Origin of the sequence: Akkermansia sp. N21116 (assembly GCF_029854705.2) — a bacterium.
Lineage (GTDB): Bacteria > Verrucomicrobiota > Verrucomicrobiia > Verrucomicrobiales > Akkermansiaceae > Akkermansia.
Genome location: NZ_CP139035.1, coordinates 1,753,006 through 1,773,731, shown reverse-complemented (window position 1 = coordinate 1,773,731; position 20,726 = coordinate 1,753,006). Strand labels below are relative to the sequence as shown.

Annotated in this window: 11 protein-coding genes and 2 tRNA genes; 6 read left to right on the top strand and 7 right to left on the bottom strand. The window is 54.4% G+C overall.

Translation table 11 applies throughout. From position 1 onward, the window contains the following. The first annotated feature begins 21 nt into the window (after nucleotides 1–21). The 3 genes from QET93_RS06825 to QET93_RS06815 all read left to right on the top strand — a co-directional run bounded on the left by QET93_RS06825 (nucleotide 22) and on the right by QET93_RS06815 (nucleotide 3,222). Nucleotides 22–1,452, top strand: coding sequence for an efflux transporter outer membrane subunit (locus QET93_RS06825; protein WP_280132913.1), 1,431 nt, complete (start codon nucleotides 22–24; stop codon nucleotides 1,450–1,452). A gap of 598 nt (nucleotides 1,453–2,050) precedes the next feature. Then, nucleotides 2,051–3,070, top strand: coding sequence for a methylmalonyl Co-A mutase-associated GTPase MeaB (gene meaB / locus QET93_RS06820; RefSeq protein WP_280126466.1), 1,020 nt, complete (start codon nucleotides 2,051–2,053; stop codon nucleotides 3,068–3,070). Between the two features lie 75 nt (nucleotides 3,071–3,145). Continuing rightward, nucleotides 3,146–3,222, top strand: a tRNA-Pro gene (locus tag QET93_RS06815). A 175-nt stretch (nucleotides 3,223–3,397) separates the two neighbouring features. Here QET93_RS06815 and QET93_RS06810 read toward each other — a convergent pair. After that, entirely contained in the window at nucleotides 3,398–5,551 is a 2,154-nt protein-coding gene (locus QET93_RS06810) for a glycoside hydrolase family 3 N-terminal domain-containing protein (protein WP_280132914.1), read from the bottom strand. A 252-nt stretch (nucleotides 5,552–5,803) separates the two neighbouring features. On the opposite strand from QET93_RS06810, the gene QET93_RS06805 reads away from it, so the two are divergent. Next, a complete protein-coding gene (locus QET93_RS06805) occupies nucleotides 5,804–7,390 on the top strand; it encodes a M60 family metallopeptidase (RefSeq protein WP_280132915.1) in 1,587 nt (528 codons plus the stop codon). 89 nt (nucleotides 7,391–7,479) lie between these two features. On the opposite strand, the gene QET93_RS06800 is transcribed toward QET93_RS06805, so the two are convergent. The 4 genes from QET93_RS06800 to argC form a co-directional block, all read right to left on the bottom strand. Beyond that, nucleotides 7,480–9,651, bottom strand: a complete 2,172-nt coding sequence (locus QET93_RS06800) for a hypothetical protein (protein WP_280132916.1) — start codon at nucleotides 9,649–9,651, stop codon at nucleotides 7,480–7,482. Between the two features lie 77 nt (nucleotides 9,652–9,728). Beyond that, a complete protein-coding gene (locus tag QET93_RS06795; RefSeq protein ID WP_280126462.1) occupies nucleotides 9,729–10,226 on the bottom strand; it encodes a YkgJ family cysteine cluster protein in 498 nt (165 codons plus the stop codon). A gap of 85 nt (nucleotides 10,227–10,311) precedes the next feature. After that, nucleotides 10,312–11,565, bottom strand: a complete 1,254-nt coding sequence (gene argJ / locus QET93_RS06790; protein ID WP_280132917.1) for a bifunctional glutamate N-acetyltransferase/amino-acid acetyltransferase ArgJ — start codon at nucleotides 11,563–11,565, stop codon at nucleotides 10,312–10,314. A gap of 108 nt (nucleotides 11,566–11,673) precedes the next feature. Next, nucleotides 11,674–12,717 carry an N-acetyl-gamma-glutamyl-phosphate reductase gene (argC, locus tag QET93_RS06785; RefSeq protein WP_280126460.1) on the bottom strand — a complete coding sequence of 348 codons (1,044 nt, stop codon included), beginning with the start codon at nucleotides 12,715–12,717 and terminating at the stop codon, nucleotides 11,674–11,676. A gap of 113 nt (nucleotides 12,718–12,830) precedes the next feature. On the opposite strand from argC, the gene QET93_RS06780 reads away from it, so the two are divergent. Further along, nucleotides 12,831–12,907, top strand: a tRNA-Pro gene (locus tag QET93_RS06780). Between the two features lie 44 nt (nucleotides 12,908–12,951). Here QET93_RS06780 and QET93_RS06775 read toward each other — a convergent pair. Together QET93_RS06775 and QET93_RS06770 are read right to left on the bottom strand one after the other, a co-directional pair. Then, nucleotides 12,952–14,898 carry a glycosyltransferase family 92 protein gene (locus tag QET93_RS06775; RefSeq protein WP_280132918.1) on the bottom strand — a complete coding sequence of 649 codons (1,947 nt, stop codon included), beginning with the start codon at nucleotides 14,896–14,898 and terminating at the stop codon, nucleotides 12,952–12,954. A gap of 148 nt (nucleotides 14,899–15,046) precedes the next feature. Next, a complete protein-coding gene (locus tag QET93_RS06770) occupies nucleotides 15,047–15,583 on the bottom strand; it encodes a hypothetical protein (RefSeq protein ID WP_280132919.1) in 537 nt (178 codons plus the stop codon). Between the two features lie 109 nt (nucleotides 15,584–15,692). On the opposite strand from QET93_RS06770, the gene QET93_RS06765 reads away from it, so the two are divergent. Then, on the top strand, nucleotides 15,693–20,720 hold the full coding sequence (locus tag QET93_RS06765) for an RHS repeat-associated core domain-containing protein (protein WP_280132920.1): 5,028 nt from the start codon (nucleotides 15,693–15,695) through the stop codon (nucleotides 20,718–20,720). The last annotated feature ends 6 nt before the right edge of the window (nucleotides 20,721–20,726 follow it).

Genomic DNA, 20,726 nt, shown 5'->3' with positions numbered 1-20,726 from the left:
TATTGATATCTATCTTTATTTATGAAAGCCCATAATATATGCCCCATAATCACATTCGCCGTATCGGCCTTGGGCCTCACCTCGTGCATGTTCGGTCCGGACTATAAGCGTCCGGACACCGATGTCCCGGTCGCCTTCCGAGGCGCCTTTGCCACGGATGCCTCCATCGCCGACCTTCCCTGGTGGAAAGTGTTCAAGAACAAGGAACTCCAAAACCTACTGTCCGAAACCTACGCCAACAACCACGACCTGCGTTCCATGATCGCCAACGTGGAAAAAGCGCGCCAGTACGTCACCATCGCCAACGCCCCCCTCTTCCCCTGGGCCAACTATGGAGCCAATGTATCCAAAGGGCAGAATTACAATTCCGGCAGCATCTACAACAGTGGTAATATGACCACCAACCCCGCCGCCATCCAGGCCGGGATCTCGTGGGAACTTGACCTCTGGGGCAAAACCCGCCGCAGCACGGAAGCCGCCGTTGCTGAATACCTCGCTTCCGAGGAAGGTCAACGGGCTCTCATGCTCTCCCTCCTCAGCCAAGTCGCAGACGGCTACCTTTCCCTCCTTCAGCTGGATGAACAACTCTCCATTATGAAGGACTCCGTCTCATCCTACACGGAATCCTACAGACTCTTCAAAGAACAGATGCAGGGTGAAGTTGGCGACGTTCTCCAGGTATCCTCGGCCGAAGCCGCCCTTTCCGCCGCCAAAGCTCAGATCCCGCTGCTGGAATCTCAAATCGCCAGCCTCGAAAATACATTGAGCGCCATAGCGGGCCGCGTTCCCGGCAAAATCAGCCGATCCGGAGATCTTGTTTCCATTGCCAATGCCGTCAAGATCCCTGCCGGAATTCCCGCTCAGATTCTGAACCGCCGTCCCGACATCCGCCAAAAAGAACAAATGCTCCGTGCCGCCAACGCCCGGGTAGGAGTCGCCATTGCCAACTACTTCCCCAGCATCTCGTTGACAGCTGCCGCCGGCACCGCGACTTCCGACCTCCGCAACGTAGCCTACCGCACCCGCGGCAACGGCTGGGGCATTACGCCCTCCGTCACCGGCCCCATCTTCCAGGGAGGAACTCTCCGTGCCTCGGAAAAAGCAGCCAAGGCTGATTACGAAGCAGCCAAAAACGACTACGAACAAACCGTTCTCAACGCTCTTGCCGAAGTCTCCAGCACTCTTGTCTCCCGGACCAAGTTGAATGAAGTCAACATCCAACAGGACAACGCTGTCAAAGCCTACCTTACCTCCATGAACGCTGCCATGGACCGTTACAAAACCGGTCTGTCCGACTATTTCGAAGTATTGTATGCCCAGCAGAACCTCTTCCCGGCCCAAGTCAGCCGTTCCCAGTACCGTTATCAGTACGCCAGTTCCCTCGTGAAACTCTACGTTGCCCTCGGCGGAGGCTGGAACATGACGAACCAGCAAATGATGAAGGGCAAATAATCAAAAACTCCCATCCATCAATTTCCCAAAACCGCTTCTCCTGTCACATTAGGGGAAGCGGTTTTTATGTTCTTTACCGTATTCCACCCCGCCTCAAACATGATTTCCGGCAGATCCACAAAATACAGAAAATCTAGACAGAAACCGGCATCTTCTCCGCTTATTAATAGAAATGATGCGACGGTTCAAAAGCCATGAGCTCGTGTATGAGAAATTCTACCTGCTTTTTCTCATTCCCTGCCTGAGCATTACCGTCTCATGTTCGCTCCCCCCCGTCAGACAGACAGCTCCGGAGCCACAATGGCTCCAGTCGTGGAAATCTACTTGGAAAAACAAATCCGCAGCAGATGGCAAACCCATCCCTCCTGATCCGGCTTCATACTCTAGCGCCATATACATTCCTCCCCAAAAAGATTCGTCTCCACCTCTCGTCCTCCCTATGTATTCCAACCCTGACTTCTGCCCTCATCGCAATTGTAATCGTCACCATCGAAGCAAAAAAGGCCATGATATCTATCATCCGCCCGACCACTGTTTCCGCAAATAAAAACATCTTTCGGGGATTGATTCAAACGGGCATCTTGCTAACATCTCCCCCATGAAAATGATGCGTCCGCACCGTCCTTCCGTCGATGAACTTGTCCAAGGTGTCCTGCAAGGCAACCGCGCCATGCTGGGACGTGCTATCACCCTGATTGAAAGCAATGCGGAAAAAGACCAGCATACCTCCCGCGAACTCATTGAAAAACTCCTTCCCCATTCAGGCAAAGCCATCCGCGTCGGCATTACCGGCGTACCGGGCGCCGGGAAATCATCTTTCATCGAAGCCTTCGGGACCTCCCTTTGCCGTCACGGATTCAAAGTAGCCGTCCTCGCCATCGACCCCTCCTCGTCCCTCTCCAAAGGTTCTATCATGGGAGATAAAACTCGCATGGAAGAACTCTCCGGCGAAGCCAACGCCTTCATCCGCCCTTCTCCCTCCGGAGGAACCCTCGGTGGCGTCGCCCGTAAATCCCGTGAAACCATGATCGCCTGCGAAGCCGCCGGCTTCGATATCATTCTGATCGAAACCGTCGGAGTCGGTCAATCCGAAACCACGGTCCGTTCCATGGTGGACATTTTCCTTCTTCTCCTGATCACCGGTGCCGGAGACGACCTTCAGGGTATCAAGCGCGGCATCATGGAGCTGGCCGACCTACTCATCGTCACTAAAGACGACGGCGACAACCGCCATCGCGCTGCAGCCCACTGCCAGGAACTCAAAATGGTTCTCCATTACCTCCAATCTCCCACTCCCGGCTGGCAACCCAACGTCCTTACCTGCTCCTCCCTGGAAAACCGCGGCCTGGATACTATCGAATCCCAAATCATCAAATTCCGAGACACTCTCGAAGAATCCGGTTACTGGTTCAAGCGACGCCGCCAGCAAGCCCTCCAGTGGGTCCATACACTCGTTCACGAGGCTCTTCTGGATTCTTTTGCCAAACACCCGGCCGTCGCCGACCATGCCCAACAAGTAGAAGACAAAGTTGCCAGTGGAAAAATGGATCCCGTTTCCGCAGCGCAAACTCTCATCTCCTACTTCACTTATCCCCTGCCCAACCAACACAAGTCATAACTTCTCCTCCAAAAAGAACATCTTTTTACTGGACAAAATATCCCAGTCAACCTAGAATCTTGCACCCCAATTCAACGAGCTGTAGCGCAGGCTGGTAGCGCGCTTCGTTCGGGACGAAGAGGTCGCAGGTTCGAATCCTGTCAGCTCGACCATTTCAAAAGCCCTGCAAGTCAATCACTTGCAGGGCTTTTTGTGGGTGTGAAAAGCTATTTTCCTTTCGTGCCTTTTGTGTCTCAAGATGATGTTTCTGGCACCTTTTTCCTTTTCACATACTGTATTCTGCCGTATTATATTTTTTCGCTTTTGTTAGTCGTGCCTGCCGGTAATCTACTTTAGATTGATCGTTTCTTTTTTGTCTTTGACAATAATTTCAAATTCACCCGGTTCCAGCACTCGTCGTCCATCGGAATTGGCGAAACTCAAGTCTCGCGCAGGATCCACGGTAAAGGAAACGGTTTTAGATTCACCCGCCTGCAATTCGACCTTCTGAAAAGCTATCAGGCGTTTCATCGGCTGCGATACTGAAGCCACTTTGTCATGAATGTACAAGAAAACAGTTTCTTTGCCGGCCCGGGAACCGGTATTTTTGATATCGATATTCACAGTCAGAGGCGTACTGGATGTCAATTCCCTGGCACTCAGCCCAAGGGGGCCGTATTCGAATGTAGTGTAGCTGATACCGTCTCCGAACCAATACATCGGCTCCGTGGAAATATCCTGATACTTACCCTGATAAGGCCTGGCTCGGTTCCGCATATTGTAGTACACCGGGATCTGGCCTTCCGTACGAGGGAAGGTAATGGCGAGCCTGCCGGAGGGGTTTTCCCGACCGGTAAGGAGATCAGCCACAGCAGGTCCGGCTTCTGTACCGGGATGCCAGGTTACAAGAATAGATGACACTCGAGGTTCAATCGTATGCAGGGAAATTGGTCTTCCCGTCGCCAGCAGAAGGACAATCGGCTTCTTCAACTCGACCAGACGGGCAAACAACTTTTGTTGAGGAGAAGTCAAGGAAATGGTCGAACGGCTGGCATTCTCTCCATTCATGGTAGAGGTTTCCCCTAGGCAGAGGAGGATAACTTCCGATTGCTCTGCAGCCTGTACGGCTTCCTGAAGCTCCTCGTCGGAACCTTCATTCACGCCGCAACCCTTCGCATAATGGAGATTGACAGAGGATGGTAACACTTTGCGAAGTCCCTCTTCGATATCCGTCACATTCCTAGCCTCTCCACGACCGCGCCAACTTCCGATCAAGGAATCCTTGTCTTTGGCCAAAGGGCCGACCAGGGCGATGTTCTTGAGATCGGGAGATAGAGGCAAAAGGTTGTCTTTGTTTTTGAGAAGCACCATGGATTCCACAGCCATCTGGCGCGCCAAAGCCTTGTATCCGGGCAAAAGCAACCGTTCGGCTGCAGGCTTGACCTCCACGTAGGGATGTTCGAAAAGCCCTAACTCAAATTTAACGCGTAAGACATTCCGCACAGCATCGTCCACGAATTTGGGATCCAGATCCCCGCTTTTTACAAGGGAAGGAATGGATCTCCTGTAAAATCCATCCACCATTTCCATATCGAGCCCGGCTTCAAGAGCTTTTTTGACACAGTCGTCCGCATTGGCCGCATAACCCTGGTTCATCAGTTGGCGAACGGAGCTCCAGTCCGACACGACAAAACCGGTGAATCCCCATTTGTTACGCAATACTTCCTTGAGGGTATAGGGATTAGCCGAAGCCGGCACCCCACAAATGTCATTGAAAGCTCCCATCAGAGTCCTGGCTCCGGCTTGAACGCCGGCTTCGTAAGGAGGCAGGTATGTCTCCCAGAGAGCCTGACGGGAAATATCCGTATAAGAATAATCCCGTCCGCCTTCCGACACGCCGTACCCGACAAAATGCTTCAAACAAGCAGCAATTCTATACGGTATAGTCTCTCCCTGGTACCCCTTGACAGCGGCAGCGGCAAATACTCCCGTAGCATAAGGATCTTCTCCGTAACCTTCCACAACGCGCCCCCAACGGGGATCACGTCCGATGTCGATCATCGGTGAAAATGTCCAGTCGATGCCTGATGCCTTGCTCTCTTTGGCAGCAACAACACAACTTTCGCGCACCAATTCCGGATTCCAGGAACAAGCCTGGGCCAGTGGCACGGGGAAAATGGTCTTATACCCATGAATCACATCATAGCCAAAGATCATGGGAATCCCCAATCGGCTCTTTTCCACAATAAACTTCTGATAGGCGTTACGCTTTTCCGGATCTTCCAGCGCACAAATCATCGAGCCTATCCGCGGGTCATCCTGAGCCTTTCCTCCCACGAGATTATTGACATTGTAATCCTGTCCGAGAACACCCTGGCTAAGCTGCAAGGCTTTTTCTTCCAATGTCATCTGACTCAACAAGGATTCAACCCTCTCTTCAAGAGGCAGCGCCGGATTTTTGTAGTCATCGGCAACAGGAGTTTCCTGGGCGCCACCTCCCATACTACATGCTAGAAAAATGAGACAGGAGGATATTCTATAGAGATTTTTTCGTTTCATAAGCTACTTATCCGATCAATTCAACAAGGTACCAAACATCTGCGATGTTACAAGTACGCAGAAGGAAAGAAAAAACTTACGAGGTTTTTCCAATCCGGGGACAAAGAAAAGAAAGATCTCAAAAAATCAATTCGTGTGAAACAACCACGCCCATACCGGAGTATATAATTATGTTATTCTTTTTCTTATAATATCATGAAGCCCACGCTCTACACACTTGGATTACTGGCTATTACAGCAGTTACTTATCTCATCTCCGAATCCGCCGAAGGTTCCGACCTCTCGCCGGATTCTCCCGTTTTTGCTCCCGCCACCAAAAATGCCATTCACACAGACCGAGACAAACCCGCTGGTACATGGAACTGGGCCGACGCCGCCAAAATGGAGATGCCTAACGGCTTCCCCACAGCACAAAATAAATGGAAATCCGGGAAGGACGACACTCAAAGAGCCTCCCTCCAGTCCTTGTGTAAATCATGGCACAAGGCAGATCCCTCCTCCCTTTCGGCCTGCCCGGCTGCAGCCGACTACCCCGGATTGCCCGGGGAAAAAGACGTCAAGCTCGTCACTCGTACAATCACAGTCGATCCCTCTTTCGCCGGTTGGCACAGTACAGGGTTGTATGCACCTCCCGGCGGGAAGGTAACTGTCACCTTCCCGGAAAACGTCACTCTTCGCCAGGAAGAAGGCAAACGGAACAAAAACATTTATGATGTTCGCATCGGTTGCCACAAGGATAAACTCGGAGAACGGCACAAGCAATGGAGCCGTCTCCCCGACATCACCGTTTCCAAACCCGTCACCGGTACCACGACGGAAATTACAAACCCCATGGGAGGCCTTATCTACGTCTGCGTCAACGGCAACCAGCATGAAACCCAGCCCTTTGACGTCACCATATCCCCTGCCGTTCCCAGCCCGATTTTCATCCTGGGTAAAACCTCCACCGACGACTGGAAACAGCAACTAGCCACCACCACCGCTCCCTGGGGAGAAATCCAGACACCGAGACTGACTGTCACCCTCGCCATCGACCAACTGAAGCAATGTCCGGACATACAGTCCATCGCCGCTTGCCTCCAGAAAAACATGGCTCTGGAAGACTGGTTGATCGCCTGGGACAAATTCCCCAACAAATTAAAATCACCCATGCGTATTGTTGTAGACCGGCAAATTTCCGCCGGGTCCGGTCACTCAGGCTACCCGGCCATGGGCTTGTTCGGCTGGGGAAAACCCATCGCTACCGGCTCCCTCCTCACACATGGAAGCTGGGGATTCTGGCATGAATTGGGACACAACCATCAAACGCCTCCCTTCCGCCTCGACGGCTTGGGCGAAGTCACAGTCAATCTCTTTTCCCTGATCTGCCAGGTTCAAGGTATCGGACTGGATTTTTCCAATGCCTGGGGAGGACTCAAATCCAAATCCCTTGCCCAGAAACTGAATGCCTACTTCACCGGAACGGAAACATACCACGAAAACCGGGATCATTCCCTGCGCCTCGCTTTCTTTGCCGACCTCATGAAAGGCATCGGCTTCAAACCTTTCCGCGCAGCTGCCATCGCCTACCACGCAAACCCGTACGATGCCAAAAAGACATCCAACGACGCCAAATGGGACTGGCTCATGGTCGAACTTTCCAAAGGTGCCGGTAAAAACCTCGCCAAATATTTCGAAACCTGGCGCATTCCCGTCTCTCCGGAAGCCAAAGCGGAGGTCAAAAAGCTGCCTACCTGGATGCCCTCTCAAGACTATCCGGCCTGTTACATTTCGGCACAATAATACTCCCCTATCACATCACTTGCTTTTTCATTCCGGGGCTGTCCTTCATTTTGAAGGGCTGCCCAGGAATGCAGCAAGGAGATCGGAGATCAGGCATTCTTTTTAGCGGTTTCGAGACGCTGTTCCGCTTTTTTGATGATTTTTTCACCTTTCCGGTCATCGCCCGCTTCAATAAAGAAATTACCCAGTTTTTTCTGAAGCCGGACTTCCTGGGAGATTTTGAAATAATCCCCACCCGTTTCCACCTTGGAGCGGTAGATGCGTTCCATGGAGCTGAGGGCCTGGTTCGTATATTTGGGGTTGTCTTTAGCGAAGCCCCAATACATGTCCATCACGGAAGAAAGGGTATCAAGTTTGCCGCTATAATCACGCAAAGCTTTCTTGAACAATGTATTGACTTCATCGTTCTTCTCGCCCTCAAGCAGATGATCCACTTGACGACGGAGAGATTGAACGGAAAGGTCGGCACGGCCATCCTTGGTGGAACGATCAAGCTGGCGGCGTTCACGGGCAAGAGCCTTGGCCGTGTCACTGCTATCCTGGAAGGGACGGACGAATTCTTCGTCAATCTCTTCCGCAAGGGAAAGGAAATCAGGCCTGTTCTTGAACTTTTTCCGGATGCTGTCGGACATTTCCTTCCACTGCTCAGTGGTTGGCTTGGGCTCCTTATTCTTCATGAAGTCGATTGACATTTCCCAAGGCAAGGGGTGGGTCGAAGCGATTTCACGGGCGCGAGCAAGCAGTTTCCATGCTGCATCATCAAGTCCAAAATCCTTGAGGAGATTGGACATGGTGAGCAAGTCACGCATCTGCGTATTACGTGATCCGCTTGTTTTAGGGTCGGAACGCATGGCAAACAGGGATTCGTGAACGCGCTTGCCTGTCTGAGGATCCGATGTCATTCCGGACGTATATCCATAACCGCCCGCACTCTGCCAATGGGTAGCTGAATCCATGTAGACAAACCACGCATGCGGGCCACGGTTTCCGTCGCCGGTGACGTAGGCTGCCGGAATACCGTTGCAGCGGGCAGTATTGACTGCGAAATAGCCCTGGTCGCGGCAGACCCCGCCTTCTTTCAGGATTTCCTTCAGGGTATACTCCTTGTACGGGTTTTTGTTCTGGGTAGCCCGCTCCATCAGGTAGTGTACCATGGGATAGGCAGAACTCCATTTCTTGCGGGAAAGGTGAACATTTTTCTGAGCCCATTCCATTTCCGAGTACGGAAGACGGACATTGACCACATAAATCAGGTCTGAAGGTTCCATTTTTGTAATATCCGTCTTCAACTTGCCCGCTTCGGCACTGGCACAGAATCGATCGTACACCTGGACAATATCCATCGGCGTCTGTCCGATAGTCTGGCATCCTCCCAATTGATCCTCCCTCACAATGCTGCATGCAATCGCCAAAGGCTGGTATTTGGCTCTCCATTCCGGAGAACTCTTCTTCCAAAGAACATGCCAGGTTCTCAAATAGCGTTCCCAGTCACTGCCCGTTTCGGAACCGGTGGCAGCACGGCTAAGATTGATCAGGGAATTGTCCTTGTTGGTCAGGATGTATTTCAGAAAAGAATCCCCACCTTCGACCGCTTCATTCAATTCGACAAGAGTCTCCTCCGGAAGGGTTTTAATCAGGTTATAGATGGCAACGGCCTGTGGCATCAATGGACTTTCGGAATAAACCTCCATATTAAATTCTTTCATACGCGTTACGCGCGCCAGAAGATCTTTGATATTTTTTTCCAAAAACGCTTTGAAGAGATTCCACTCATTCGTATCGCAAGCCACATTCAGGACCTCGTTCATGCGATCCATATTCCCCTTCTTTCCGGCAGCTATTCCGGACAACGCCACCGATTTGTCAAAAACGGCGACACGGGGATCTTTTTTATCTTGATCGACCGGAGTCACCTCCACTTTGGAAGGTTTATGCTCTCCGGCCCGACGTCGGGCTTCGGCAAGGCGGCGAGCCTCCTCTTCACGCAGCCAGGCTTCATGGGCCAGACGTATGCTTTCATCAACGTTTTTCCAAAGCTCCATGTTCTGCTGCTGCAAATTAGCTATGATCTTAAGGGCAGCTTCACGAGCTTCTTTTTCCCGGGCCAGACGTTCGCGGTCAAGCATCGCTATGCGGGCCTTCTCTGCACGCTCCATATAAATATAATAACTGATACCGGCGACGGCAACCACCAGTATCAGCAAAAGCCAGCCAACGGCAGAACCTCGGCGCAGAGAGCGAGAAATTAAACTAAGTTTCATGAAAAGAAAAATAATCGACAGTTTACTATGTCTCCATCCTGCAAAGATGGAACTACATGTCAATGAGAATCCACTTTTTACTTCCGTGCAAGACGTTCTTCAACATCGGGCAAACGCACCGGACCATCTCCCCCGCACCGGGAATCGATATCCTCCAATTCCTGCAGCAAATCGGAAACGAGTTTCCTGGGAACGACACCACCTGCCGACGAACAAAAATGCGATCGGCATGCCAAAGGACGGTGGGCGTAAATCCTGCACAAACTCGTCACCGGATCCAGAAAAGGGCATGCCCCATCCCCGGGCAGTTCAATACGGACACGCCCTGTGGCACGCCACGCCTTCCAGGCGACCCATGCCTCACCCAACGTCACATGGGGCACTTCCCCGGTTTCACGGAAACGGCAACAGCCGGCTCTTCCTCCGCATCCCTCGCTGCATGTCCGCATCACCTGCCCGACCCGGAATGAGCATTCTTCTAAAATTTCCCTGACACGCGCCAGAATCTCCGCCGGAGGCTCCAATTCCCTCCGGAGTCTGCGCCCGTTTTTCCCATGGTTTCCACCGCCCTTCATGCACCTTGCCGAAGCCAGATCAAAAAAATGCGAAATCCCCGGACCAGAAAACATCCGGGGATCCCGCCTTGAAAGTTCAATCGCGTTACTTGGTCAGGCCGTCCACCTTTGCCTGGTTCCAATAAGCGTATTCGGAACGGTTAAAGTCCACGTATTCCGGGGAAATATCAGAGGTGTAAACCGTATAGGAGGCATCTCCCTGGTTCAGATTGATCACAATCGAGAATTCAGGCACGGATACGGCCTCCCGTAAATCGTCGGACGGAGTATTCGTCTGCAAGCCGCCCCGGCAGGCAGGAAGCCCGGCAATATCAATATCGATCAGTTCCTCGCGGACACGCGCACGGGAATACCCCACTGCGTGGATAATACGCCCCCAGTTCGGGTCATTCCCATTCCACGACGATTTCACGAGGAAAGACTTGCATACGGTTTCCGCCACCATTTTCGCTTCCGAGAAATTACGGGCGCCGGTTATTTGTACCGTCACAAATTTCGTCACCCGTTCACCGTCACGCACCACCTTTTTGGCAAGTTCAAGCATCACCGCAGTCAAAGCTTCATGAAAGGTTCTGATGTCCTCTTCCGATTCAATACTGACACCGGACGCACCATTGGCGAGAACCAGCACCGTATCATTCGTACTCATGTCGCCGTCAATCGTAATGCGGTTGAATGTCTGCTCTACGGCATCATGCGTGCATTTGTCCAACACCTGGCGGCTTACTCCGGCATCCGTCGTTATAAAGCAAAGCATTGTCGCCATGCAGGGGGAAATCATGCCGGCGCCCTTGCAACAGGCGCCGATGCGGACAGGTTTGCCGCCGATCATCATTTCAATGGCAACAATCTTGTTGCACGTATCGCTCGTAATGATGGCATTGGCCACATCCTCCCCCTTGTCGCAGGCAAGGCCGGCTGCCAATTCGGACATCCTGGGTTCAATACGCACCATCGGCATCGGAAGACCGATCACCCCCGTCGAACAGACCCCTATTTCAGAGGATTTCAACCCCAGTTCCCTGGCTATCAGCTTACATTCGCGCCGGGCCACTTCCACACCTTCTACTCCGGTACATGCGTTCGCATTGCCGCTGTTGGCCACGATCGCCTGCAAATTGCTGCGGCGCAAATGAGCCTGAGTCACCTTCACGCAAGCCGCTTTCACGCGGTTTGTCGTAAATGTGCCGGAAGATACACAGGGTTTGTCGGAATAAATCAACGCAAGATCAAGCCGGGTCGCAGTCGGCTTCTTAATGCCGCAGCTCACAGCACTGCCAAGGAATCCCTGAGGCGCACAAACGCCACCCTGTACCTGTTTGTAGGAAGTGATATCCATGTTCGTAGAATAAACGTACGCGCAAATCATGAAGCCGAACCGCACATTTGAAAAGCCCCAAACGCGCGATTCGGAAAAAATAACTCAGCCCTCTCCAATCCTCCGGCCTTACAAAAGGATCAATCCTTCCGTTTCCTTAAAGCCGAACATGATATTGAACGACTGTACCCCCTGCCCTCCAGCCCCTTTCACGACATTGTCCTCCGCACTCATGAGAACAACACGACCAGTACGCTCATCCCACGCCCAACCGAGATCTACAAAATTCGTACGGGTTACATTCTTCGTATCCGCCGGACGATTCCTTCCCAACAGACGGACAAACGGAGAAGCATCGTAGGCAGCATGCAAAGCAGACTCCACCTCGTCAAAAGACTTGCCGGCTTTCAGTTTGGCGCTGATCGTCGTACAAATGCCCGTATTGACGGGAACCAGATGAGGCGTAAACGAAATCACGACCTTTTCTCCGGCAGCCCAGGAAAGTTCCTGTTCGATTTCGCTCAAATGGCGGTGTTTCGGCACGCCATAGGCACGCACGCTTTCATTGCATTCGCAGAAAAGGAGATCCACATTCGCCTTGCGCCCGGCACCGCTCACTCCGCTGGAGGAATTCACGACAATACCTTCCAACTCCAGCAATCCCTTCTTCAGCAGAGGAATCAGGGGCAACATGATACTCGTCGGATAACAACCGGCCGACGCCACCAGACGAGCTCCGGCAATTTCGTCCTTCCTCCACTCCGGCAACCCGAATACGGCCTCCTTCATCAAGGGGACATCCGGATGACTGGTTCCGTAATATTCTTCATATGTCTCGGGATCCCTCAACCGGAAATCCGCACTAAGATCCACGACGCGAATGCCTTTTTCCACCAATCCGCGCGCATAGGTTACTGACACGCCATGAGGAAGAGCCAGGAAGGCCATCTCGGCCCCGGTTCCGGCAATGGCATCTACATCAGAATCCGTAAAAAGAAGATCGGCTCCCGAAACTTTTCTGAACCGAGGAAAAATCTCCCACAGCGGCTTCCCGGCATACTGCCGGGACGTTGCACAAACCAGTTGAACGCCAGCATGGTTCAAAAGAATCCGCAATAATTCCTGCCCCGTGTAACCACTAGCTCCAACGACTGCTACTTGTACTTGCTTCATGACGGAAAAGTCTGTGCCATGAAAAAAGTCTCTTGCCAATACCAAATTTTTACTATATACACGTCCCCGCCCTCACGAGCCGCTCTAAATAAGATGCTCATGAAATGCCAAAACGGGTTGTAGCGCAGTCTGGTAGCGCACCTGCATGGGGTGCAGGGGGTCGCAGGTTCGAATCCTGTCAACCCGACCATTTTAACCGCCGTAAGTTCAATAACTTACGGCGGTTTTTTTGATTCAACGGTGCTCTATTCCCGCCGTCAGGAAATCCCGCGGCCGGATCAAGGTCTGGAGAGGGCCGTTCTCCATTTCTTTGTCAGATGCGTTGTAATGGCAAAAGGCCAACCCTTCCGGATCGGCAATTACGCACCGCGTACCTCGTTTCATCTTCCAGTACCAATGAATGTCCGCTGCCTTGATGTCGCACAGACGTACTAAATTCTTCTCTCCGCCGTCCGACATCGGCAGGTGAGTCATGTCACGGCGAATGTCGCGCGGACCGTCCTTGCTCCATCTCTGACGGAATTTCCAGGCTTTCAGCATGATCCGGGACACGTCAGGCGTTTTTGCCTCCACCTGTTCCAGAATGGTACCGACACTCGTTCCCGGCCGACAGTAGAGGTATTCGTCCATGTCCAGGAACGCACACCAGTCCAGTTCCTTCTCCCAGCGACGGATGAAGTCTTCATAGGCCTCCACCTGGCCATGAATGATCTGTCCCGTCTCCGTATCTCTCGGCTGCCACGGCATGATGCGCACCCGTTCCCTGCCGTACCGGGCCGACAAACCATCAAGCTTACTTTTAATATCCTCGTCACTCAAATGTGCCGTCAGCCTTCCGTATTCCTCCCCCCGCTTGCTTGTTCCGCTACGCTGTAAACGCCCTGCCCGGAAGACGGAATCAACCCTGCGGCTGCCAGTGCTGCCCGTGTTGTCATAAATCACGACGCGGAAGGCTCCGGCTCGCAGGTGGAACTCAATCCAGTCGCGCAGCCAATAGTAGGATTCCCTGGGCAAGGCCACCGCACACACTCCCCAGCGCACCGGAGGAGCGGCCAAAGCCATCTCCACCAAGTCAAGGGATTCCTGCCTCCTGCCGGGATTATCGGCACCCTTCCTACGCAGAACAGCGGTATGGTACAGGCGGTAGGAACCCTCCTCCTTGTCTCGGATGAATTGTTCCCTTCCCCATCGCTCCCATTGCAGGACAAGCTCCCGTTCCGTGAAGCGCAGGACAGTTGCCTTTTCCGGGAGTTTCACGCGGCAGCCGTTTATGCCCAGAATGCGGAAGCAGTCCGTCCAGTACGGATGTTCCAGTTCCACCAGGTACTCGGCACTGGCCGGATCATCCGTCATGGCCTCATGCAGGCTTTCCTCCATTTCCACCAGGGGATTGTTCAGGCTGACAGCTGGAGAGGGACATAGCAGGAAAGAAGTTTCCTGTTCCATGCTAGAGAGATTCTCACCTCCGTAATAGCTGACCATCTGCATCATCAGGGAATCGGCATCGTGTCCATAAGCTCCGTGTTTTGGATCCCGCCGGTCAGGGTAAAGCCCGGCAAGCTGCGCCGGGTTTCGTTCGCACTCCATCAGGTATTCCGCCGCTTCCCTAGTCAACGTGTAGAAAAGAGGGTTGGCAGGTTTGGCGGGAGGTTCCGCGTACTGGACGCCGTTGCGCGTCGTCAACATGCGGCACTCCCCCTGCTCATAGGAACAATGATGCGGAGAAAGCCGGGCATGCAATCGGTTGATGCGTTCCAAAAATCCCGAAGAACACAGAAGCTCTTCTCTGGGAAAGACAAACAGGTCATACGGTGAAAGTTCCACTCCTCGCACCGTATCAATCAGATCGGAAACCTGGTTCTTGCCCGGATAGTGACGGAGCGTGACGCGCCCTTGTCTAATCCAGTATTCATAGCGCGGCAGGACGAGGGAGGTGAAATTGTCCTCCGTCATTCCCTTGACGGCGACAAAGACATGGCAGTTCCCGTAAGGCTGGACCATAAAGAGGGGGAGCAACCTGTCCAGGTTTTCCAGACGGCGCACAACCAAACAGACAGCGATGAACTTTTTCGGTTCCGCATCATCCAGACGGGAGGCATTCTGCATGGAAGGAAAATCTTCTCCACCCTCCAAAAATTCTCCCGGCATCCGGGACAGCAGACAATGATGGGACTTATTCATCAGCAGAGCAAAAGACCTTTTTTAATCTACTGCTTCTTTTCGAAAAAATCCACCAAGAAAATAAAAAATAAAAAATCTGCAAATAAATCACTTTCAATCTTGACGCAAGAGATTTGAAGATTGATTGTGTAGAGTGACAGGAAGGTTTTTATTCCTGCTTTTCTGTCCTGTGTGTGCTCAAACCATTCATTTTGCGTCCTGTCATGAATACGCCTGTCTCAGATTCCGCCTCTCCGGCCTCCAATCCGGAAAACGCCACCCCCGCCTCCCGTCTGCCCGGGGCGGCCCCCTCGCTCTCCAGCAGCGCTGCTCCGGTTTCCAGTTCCTCTGCTCTCCCCTCGTCTTCGGCAAGCTCCAGCGCCCCCTTCTCGTCGGCAAGCTCAAGTTCTCCGTCCTCGTCGGCTAGTTCCAGTTCTCCCTCATCTTCGTCAAGCCCTCCCACGTCCTCATCGAGCAGCAGTGTGCCCTCCTCTTCGTCAAGTTCCAGCGTACCATCCTCCTCATCGAGCAGTAGCGTACCATCATCTTCGTCGAGTTCCAGCGTGCCGTCTTCTTCGTCAAGCAGCAGTTCTTCTTCATCTTCTTCGAGCAGCAGTTCCTCCTCTTCCTCCAGCAGCTCCTCTTCGGAGCCTTCTTCCAGTTCGTCCTCCGAGTCCTCCAGCTCCAGCAGCGTTCCGCCGACCAAGGAAAGTGATCCCTGCCAATCCTGTTCTGATCCCTGCGATGATATTTGCAACAACGGGGACGGAGACTACGCCGGGCGCATCGGCTTTGGCGGCACGCCGGACGGCGGCATGTGTGACGGCGCTGTCAATATCACCGGTAATCCCGCTCCTGCTTCCCGCATGCGCAATGCGGCCTCCAGGGCTGGAGACCTCTTTTCCATTGATTCGAGCTACGATTCCCCCATGGGAATGAAGTCCAGCTACGATCCTTCCTCCAACTCGCTCAGCATCAGCCTGACCTCCGGGGGCGTGATGTCCTTTAGGGGCAGCGACGGGTCGGCGACGGCAGACCGTTCCGGGGCTTCGCGGAAGGACTTCTCCCTGGCCCAGTACCTGAATGAGGACATGACGCCATGCACCACCGGCAACGCCTCATTCGCTAAAGTTGTCCAGCCGGACGGCTCTTCCCAGACGTTGAACCTCTCCACTGGCAGCGTCCATTCCATGACCACCAAGACCGGAGCCGTTATCTCGAAACAGTCCTACGATTCCCAGGTTCAGGTTTCCAAAAACAGCCAGGGGGACATCAACAGCATCACCAGTTCCAGGGACGGCATGCTGAGTTTCAGCCGTTCCTCCAACAACCTCACCATCTCCCAATACGGAGTCTCCCAGGTTTCCAGGAATGCTCGCGGAGAAGCCGTCCCGCAGGGAAATCCCGTCAAGATTTATTCCTACGAGTGGAACCCCGTCAAAGGGGCGATGATCATTACAAGCCAGGAAGCGGGCCTCCAGGTCTTTACCAGGGAGCGCCGCGTGGAGGGGAACAAGACCATCATCACCGAAGGCTCGGGTGACGAACGCGTCGTCACCACCTATGAACGCAACATGCTTCCCGGCGAAAAGTGGGAGGAGATCAAGACCGTCCAAAAATTCGGGGCTGCGGCCCCCTCCCTCTGTGAACGCGTCGTAAAGAAGTACACGGACGGCGGATGGCTTATCCTGAGCCGTACGGAAGGCTACGGCACCATGCTGGCACGCACCACCTCCTATACCTATAACGACCAATTCCGCGTCTCCGTCAAGGCCCTGCCGGGCGGCGGCTACACCCGCTACGAATACGACATTCAGGGGCGCGTCATCATGGAGGCTTCCCCCTGGACGGACGGGGATTATGAAAAGGTCGTGCATACCGTCTACGCCGACCAGCGCTTCAATGACTTCCGCCCCTCCATGGAACAAGTCACCCTGATGAACCTGGTAACGGGAGAGGAACAGGAACTCAAGCGCAGCATCTTCACTTACGACGACTCCACGACCGTACAGAGAAAAGTCGTCACCACCTGGATCACCGGGGAGACCAGCCCCGTCACCACCATCACGGAGACCTGGGGAGAAAGCGCCGCCAATGAATACTCCCGCGGGCGTGTCAAGATGGAGCAGGATGCCTCCGGCGTCCAGAAATGCACGTCGTATGAAGACACCTCCCTGCATGGGGCCAAATGGAAGGTCACGGAAGAAACCCGCGTCAACGATGCCGTCGTCCCCGGCCAAAGTGAAAAAACCATCCGCTACCTGGCGGAAGATGAAACCGTCGCCCGTGAGGAAAAATACGTCCATACCGGCCAGGGCTGGAGCCTCATTTCATCCGAGGACTACCAGTACGACGCCCTGAAGCGCCTCATCAAAACGACGAGGGGCAATGGCCGCGTCAGCACGGCGGAATGGGGCTGCTGCGGCCCCCTCCGCCAGGTGGACGAGGACGGGGTGATGCTCTCCTACGCCTACAATACCTCCCGCCAGCTTGTGGAAATCATCCGCTCCGCCACGGACACCAAGCCGGAGTCTATCATTTCCTATACGCGCGATTCCTCCGGGAATATCCTCCACTTGCGGGAGGATGTCGGCTCCATGCAGCGCACCCACTCCAGGACGTACGACATTCTGGGCCGGGTCACGAGTGAAACGGACTACGCGGGCCGCGTGACGACGTGGCTCTACGCGCAATACGGCTTGAAGGAGACGGTCGTCTACCCCTCCGGGGCGCAGGCCACCCTCATCAAGAACAAAGACGGCTCCACGCACAGCTACGCCGCCGTCGGCAGGCGCACCATCGTTTATCACTACGAACCTTCCTCCCACGGGGTGAAGGTGACGCGTAAATTGGAGGACGGCAGGGTTCTGGGTTATGATGAACTTGACGGAGACGGCAAGCTCCTCAATACCTGCGAATCCCCTGTTAACACGATGCTCTCCGACCAGCTCGTCCTCTCGAACCTCTACAACGGGAAAGGCCAGCTCGTCTCCTTCACGGATCGCGGGGTTCTGACGCAGTACCAGTATGACGCCATGGGCAACCGGAGCCGCCAGGTGCTTCCCATGGCTCCGTCTCCCACCCCGCAGAACTCGCGCGTGATTGACTACGCCAACCTTTACGAGGAGCGGGAGGATGGCGTTTACCGGGTGATGACGGAAACCTCCTACAATGAGGCGGGCCTTCCCCTCGTCCGCTCCCGGGCGGAACTGGTCTCTCAATTGAGTTCCACACTGGAAAGCAAGGTGGTCTCCACGGACGTTTTAGGCAACGTGACAACCGAGTGGACGGAATACGGCGCCCCCACGGTCCGCGTCCGGAAGGTTTCTCTTCCCGCCTCTAATATCACGGCTGAAACGTGCCTGACGGACGACTTTGTCGTCTCCTCCACGGATCAGGCGGGTGTCTCCACCACCCAATCCAGGAGCTACACCTCCACTGGCTACACCGTCACCGTGACGGACGCCCGCGGGAACGTCTCCTCCGTGAAGTACGACCTGATGGAGCGCCCCGTCCTGAAGACGGATGCGGCGGGAGCCACGGAATCCTACTCCTATGACCCGGCCACCGGGAGGCTTTCGGAACACACCAATGCCCTGCAACGCTCGGCCAAGTACATCTATGATGAGAACGCCCGCGTCGTCGCCGCCTTCGGAGATGGTATCCCTCCCGTCTGCTTCAGCTACGACGAGGACGGCAACCTGGCGATAATGAAGACGTTCCGGGTTCCCGGCACGGTCATTTCCCAGGACCCCCGCACCCGTACGGACGGGGATGTGACCATTTGGGAATACGCCTGGCAGGCGCGCCTTCTTACGAAGACAACCTATGCCGACGGTCACACCGTCTCTCTCCAGTACGGGGAGATGAACCGCCTGGCCTCCAGTACGGATTCCGCCGGGCGCACGCTTTCGCGGAGCTACGACGCGGCCACCGGGGAACTCATTGATGTCTCCTGCGATGATGGTGTGACCCCCGCCATCCATTACGGCTACAACCGGCTCGGCTGGCTCACGTCCGTGCAGGACGCGGCGGGGACCAGGACGTTCACTTACGATGCCCATGGCCTTCCGGAGACGGAGGTTCTTTCCATAGGCGGCGTCTCCCATGTCTTGCAGAACAAAATGGACGGCTTGGGCCGCCTGGAGGGCCTTCTGCTGAAACAGGGGGCTTCCTCCATCCTGGACACCTCGTTCTCTTATGACGCCGTGGGCAGGTATGCCTCGGGCGCCATTGCTGTCCAAGGTGTTTCCAAACAGTTCTCCTTCGGCTACATGGAGGGCACCAATCTGCTCCAGACCCTCACGATGCCCCAGGGCGTCACCCAGCAGATCACGTATGACGAACACCGCGACCTGGAAACGGGCTACCTCTTCCAGAATTCTACCGGGGCTCCCCTGTTGCTCGCTTCCCAGTCGTATGACATCATGCGGCGCGTTGCCAGCGACTCCTGGCAGCGTTCGGGAGATTCGCCCATCCAGGGTTCCTTTGCCTACAATGCCCGCAATGAGATGGAAACCGTCACCTGGCACGGAAACTCCTATGCCTACGCCTATGACAACATCGGCAACAGGACGGCGGCCCGGGAAGCTTCCACTGCCTTCACGTACCAGTCCAACGCCCTGAACCAGTACACGCGGATTCAGGAGGGCACGGCGGCCCCCTTCGTCCCGGCCTGTAACCTGGATGGCTGCCAGACGCTGGTGAAGACCTCCACCGGCATCTGGTCGGTGGAATACAATGCGGAGAAACGCCCCATCCGTTTCACCAATACGGCCTCGGGTATCGTGGTGGAATGCGCCTATGACTACCGGGGGCGCCGCTGCATGAAGAAGGTGACGAAGAATGGCTCCGTCACGGTGCTGGACCACTACCTCTACCTTGGCTATCTCCAGGTGGCCTGTATAGACGCGCGCAACGGCGCGTCCCTGCGCCACGGCGTCCTGTGGGATTTGTCCAGAGGTATGGCGTCCCGTCCCCTCGGCTTGCTCAAGGGCGGCGCGTTGTATACGTACGCCTGGGACCGCAATAAAAACATCCGCGCCGTTCTTGATTCCTCGTCCCGGCTGGTAGCCGGGTATGACTACTCCCCCTACGGGGCCGTCACCGCGACGGGCACGCTGGAGAATCCCTTCCAGTGGAGCAGTGAGTTCTATGATGCGGAGCTGGGCTTGGTCTATTATAACTTCCGCTACTACTCGCCGCTCGACGGCAGATGGTTGAGCCGCGACCCCCTCGGGGAAGTGGCCGGTTTGAACCTGTATGTCTTCGCCCGTAACACCCAGGCTATCGACGTTCTGGGGCTCGCGGCCCAGCAGCCGTGCGACCCGAAAAGCGGGATGGCGGGAATGATTGGCGGCCTTACTGGCGAACAGCTCAAAAAGTGGTGCATTAAATTGTGCCATGGCAATGAATGGCTGGGTTCAGGTGTGTACGGGCTTTTCCCGATGGACAAGTTACAGATCAGTGATGCGTTCACCTTGTCGGAACTTTTGGATCACTCGTTCTTTCAACCGGATAGCAATGCCATCCCCGACTCCCTTACGGGTATGTTGACAGCCTCTTTCACGGTCACAACGCCTGAGCTTGCAGCCGGAAAGGGCGGGTCGCTCACAGTCAGTACGTCATATCCCTTCCCGGAAGGTAAGGACCCCGTCTCGTTTTCGGGCGGCACTGTTTCCAATCCAGGAAACAAATTCGGAGGTTCTGCAAAAATTGGGGGGGAAGTATCTATCCCTGTAACTCAGCATTCGGCTATATATGCAAACGCTGGTGCAACAGTGAATACTCAATCAAAGCAGATAGGAGTAGAAGCTGCTCTAGGATTTAGAGGTACTTTTTAACTCGTA

What these genes read in the sequence shown, in the direction of transcription:
- meaB (WP_280126466.1), top strand. Translation starts at nt 2,051, where the DNA reads ATGAAAATGATGCGTCCGCACCGTCCTTCCGTCGATGAACTTGTCCAA.
- QET93_RS06765 (WP_280132920.1), top strand. Translation starts at nt 15,693, where the DNA reads ATGTGTGACGGCGCTGTCAATATCACCGGTAATCCCGCTCCTGCTTCC.
- QET93_RS06795 (WP_280126462.1), bottom strand. Translation starts at nt 10,226, where the DNA reads ATGAAGGGCGGTGGAAACCATGGGAAAAACGGGCGCAGACTCCGGAGG.
- QET93_RS06775 (WP_280132918.1), bottom strand. Translation starts at nt 14,898, where the DNA reads ATGAATAAGTCCCATCATTGTCTGCTGTCCCGGATGCCGGGAGAATTT.
- QET93_RS06810 (WP_280132914.1), bottom strand. Translation starts at nt 5,551, where the DNA reads ATGGGAGGTGGCGCCCAGGAAACTCCTGTTGCCGATGACTACAAAAAT.
- argJ (WP_280132917.1), bottom strand. Translation starts at nt 11,565, where the DNA reads ATGGATATCACTTCCTACAAACAGGTACAGGGTGGCGTTTGTGCGCCT.
- QET93_RS06800 (WP_280132916.1), bottom strand. Translation starts at nt 9,651, where the DNA reads ATGAAACTTAGTTTAATTTCTCGCTCTCTGCGCCGAGGTTCTGCCGTT.
- QET93_RS06805 (WP_280132915.1), top strand. Translation starts at nt 5,804, where the DNA reads ATGAAGCCCACGCTCTACACACTTGGATTACTGGCTATTACAGCAGTT.
- argC (WP_280126460.1), bottom strand. Translation starts at nt 12,717, where the DNA reads ATGAAGCAAGTACAAGTAGCAGTCGTTGGAGCTAGTGGTTACACGGGG.
- QET93_RS06825 (WP_280132913.1), top strand. Translation starts at nt 22, where the DNA reads ATGAAAGCCCATAATATATGCCCCATAATCACATTCGCCGTATCGGCC.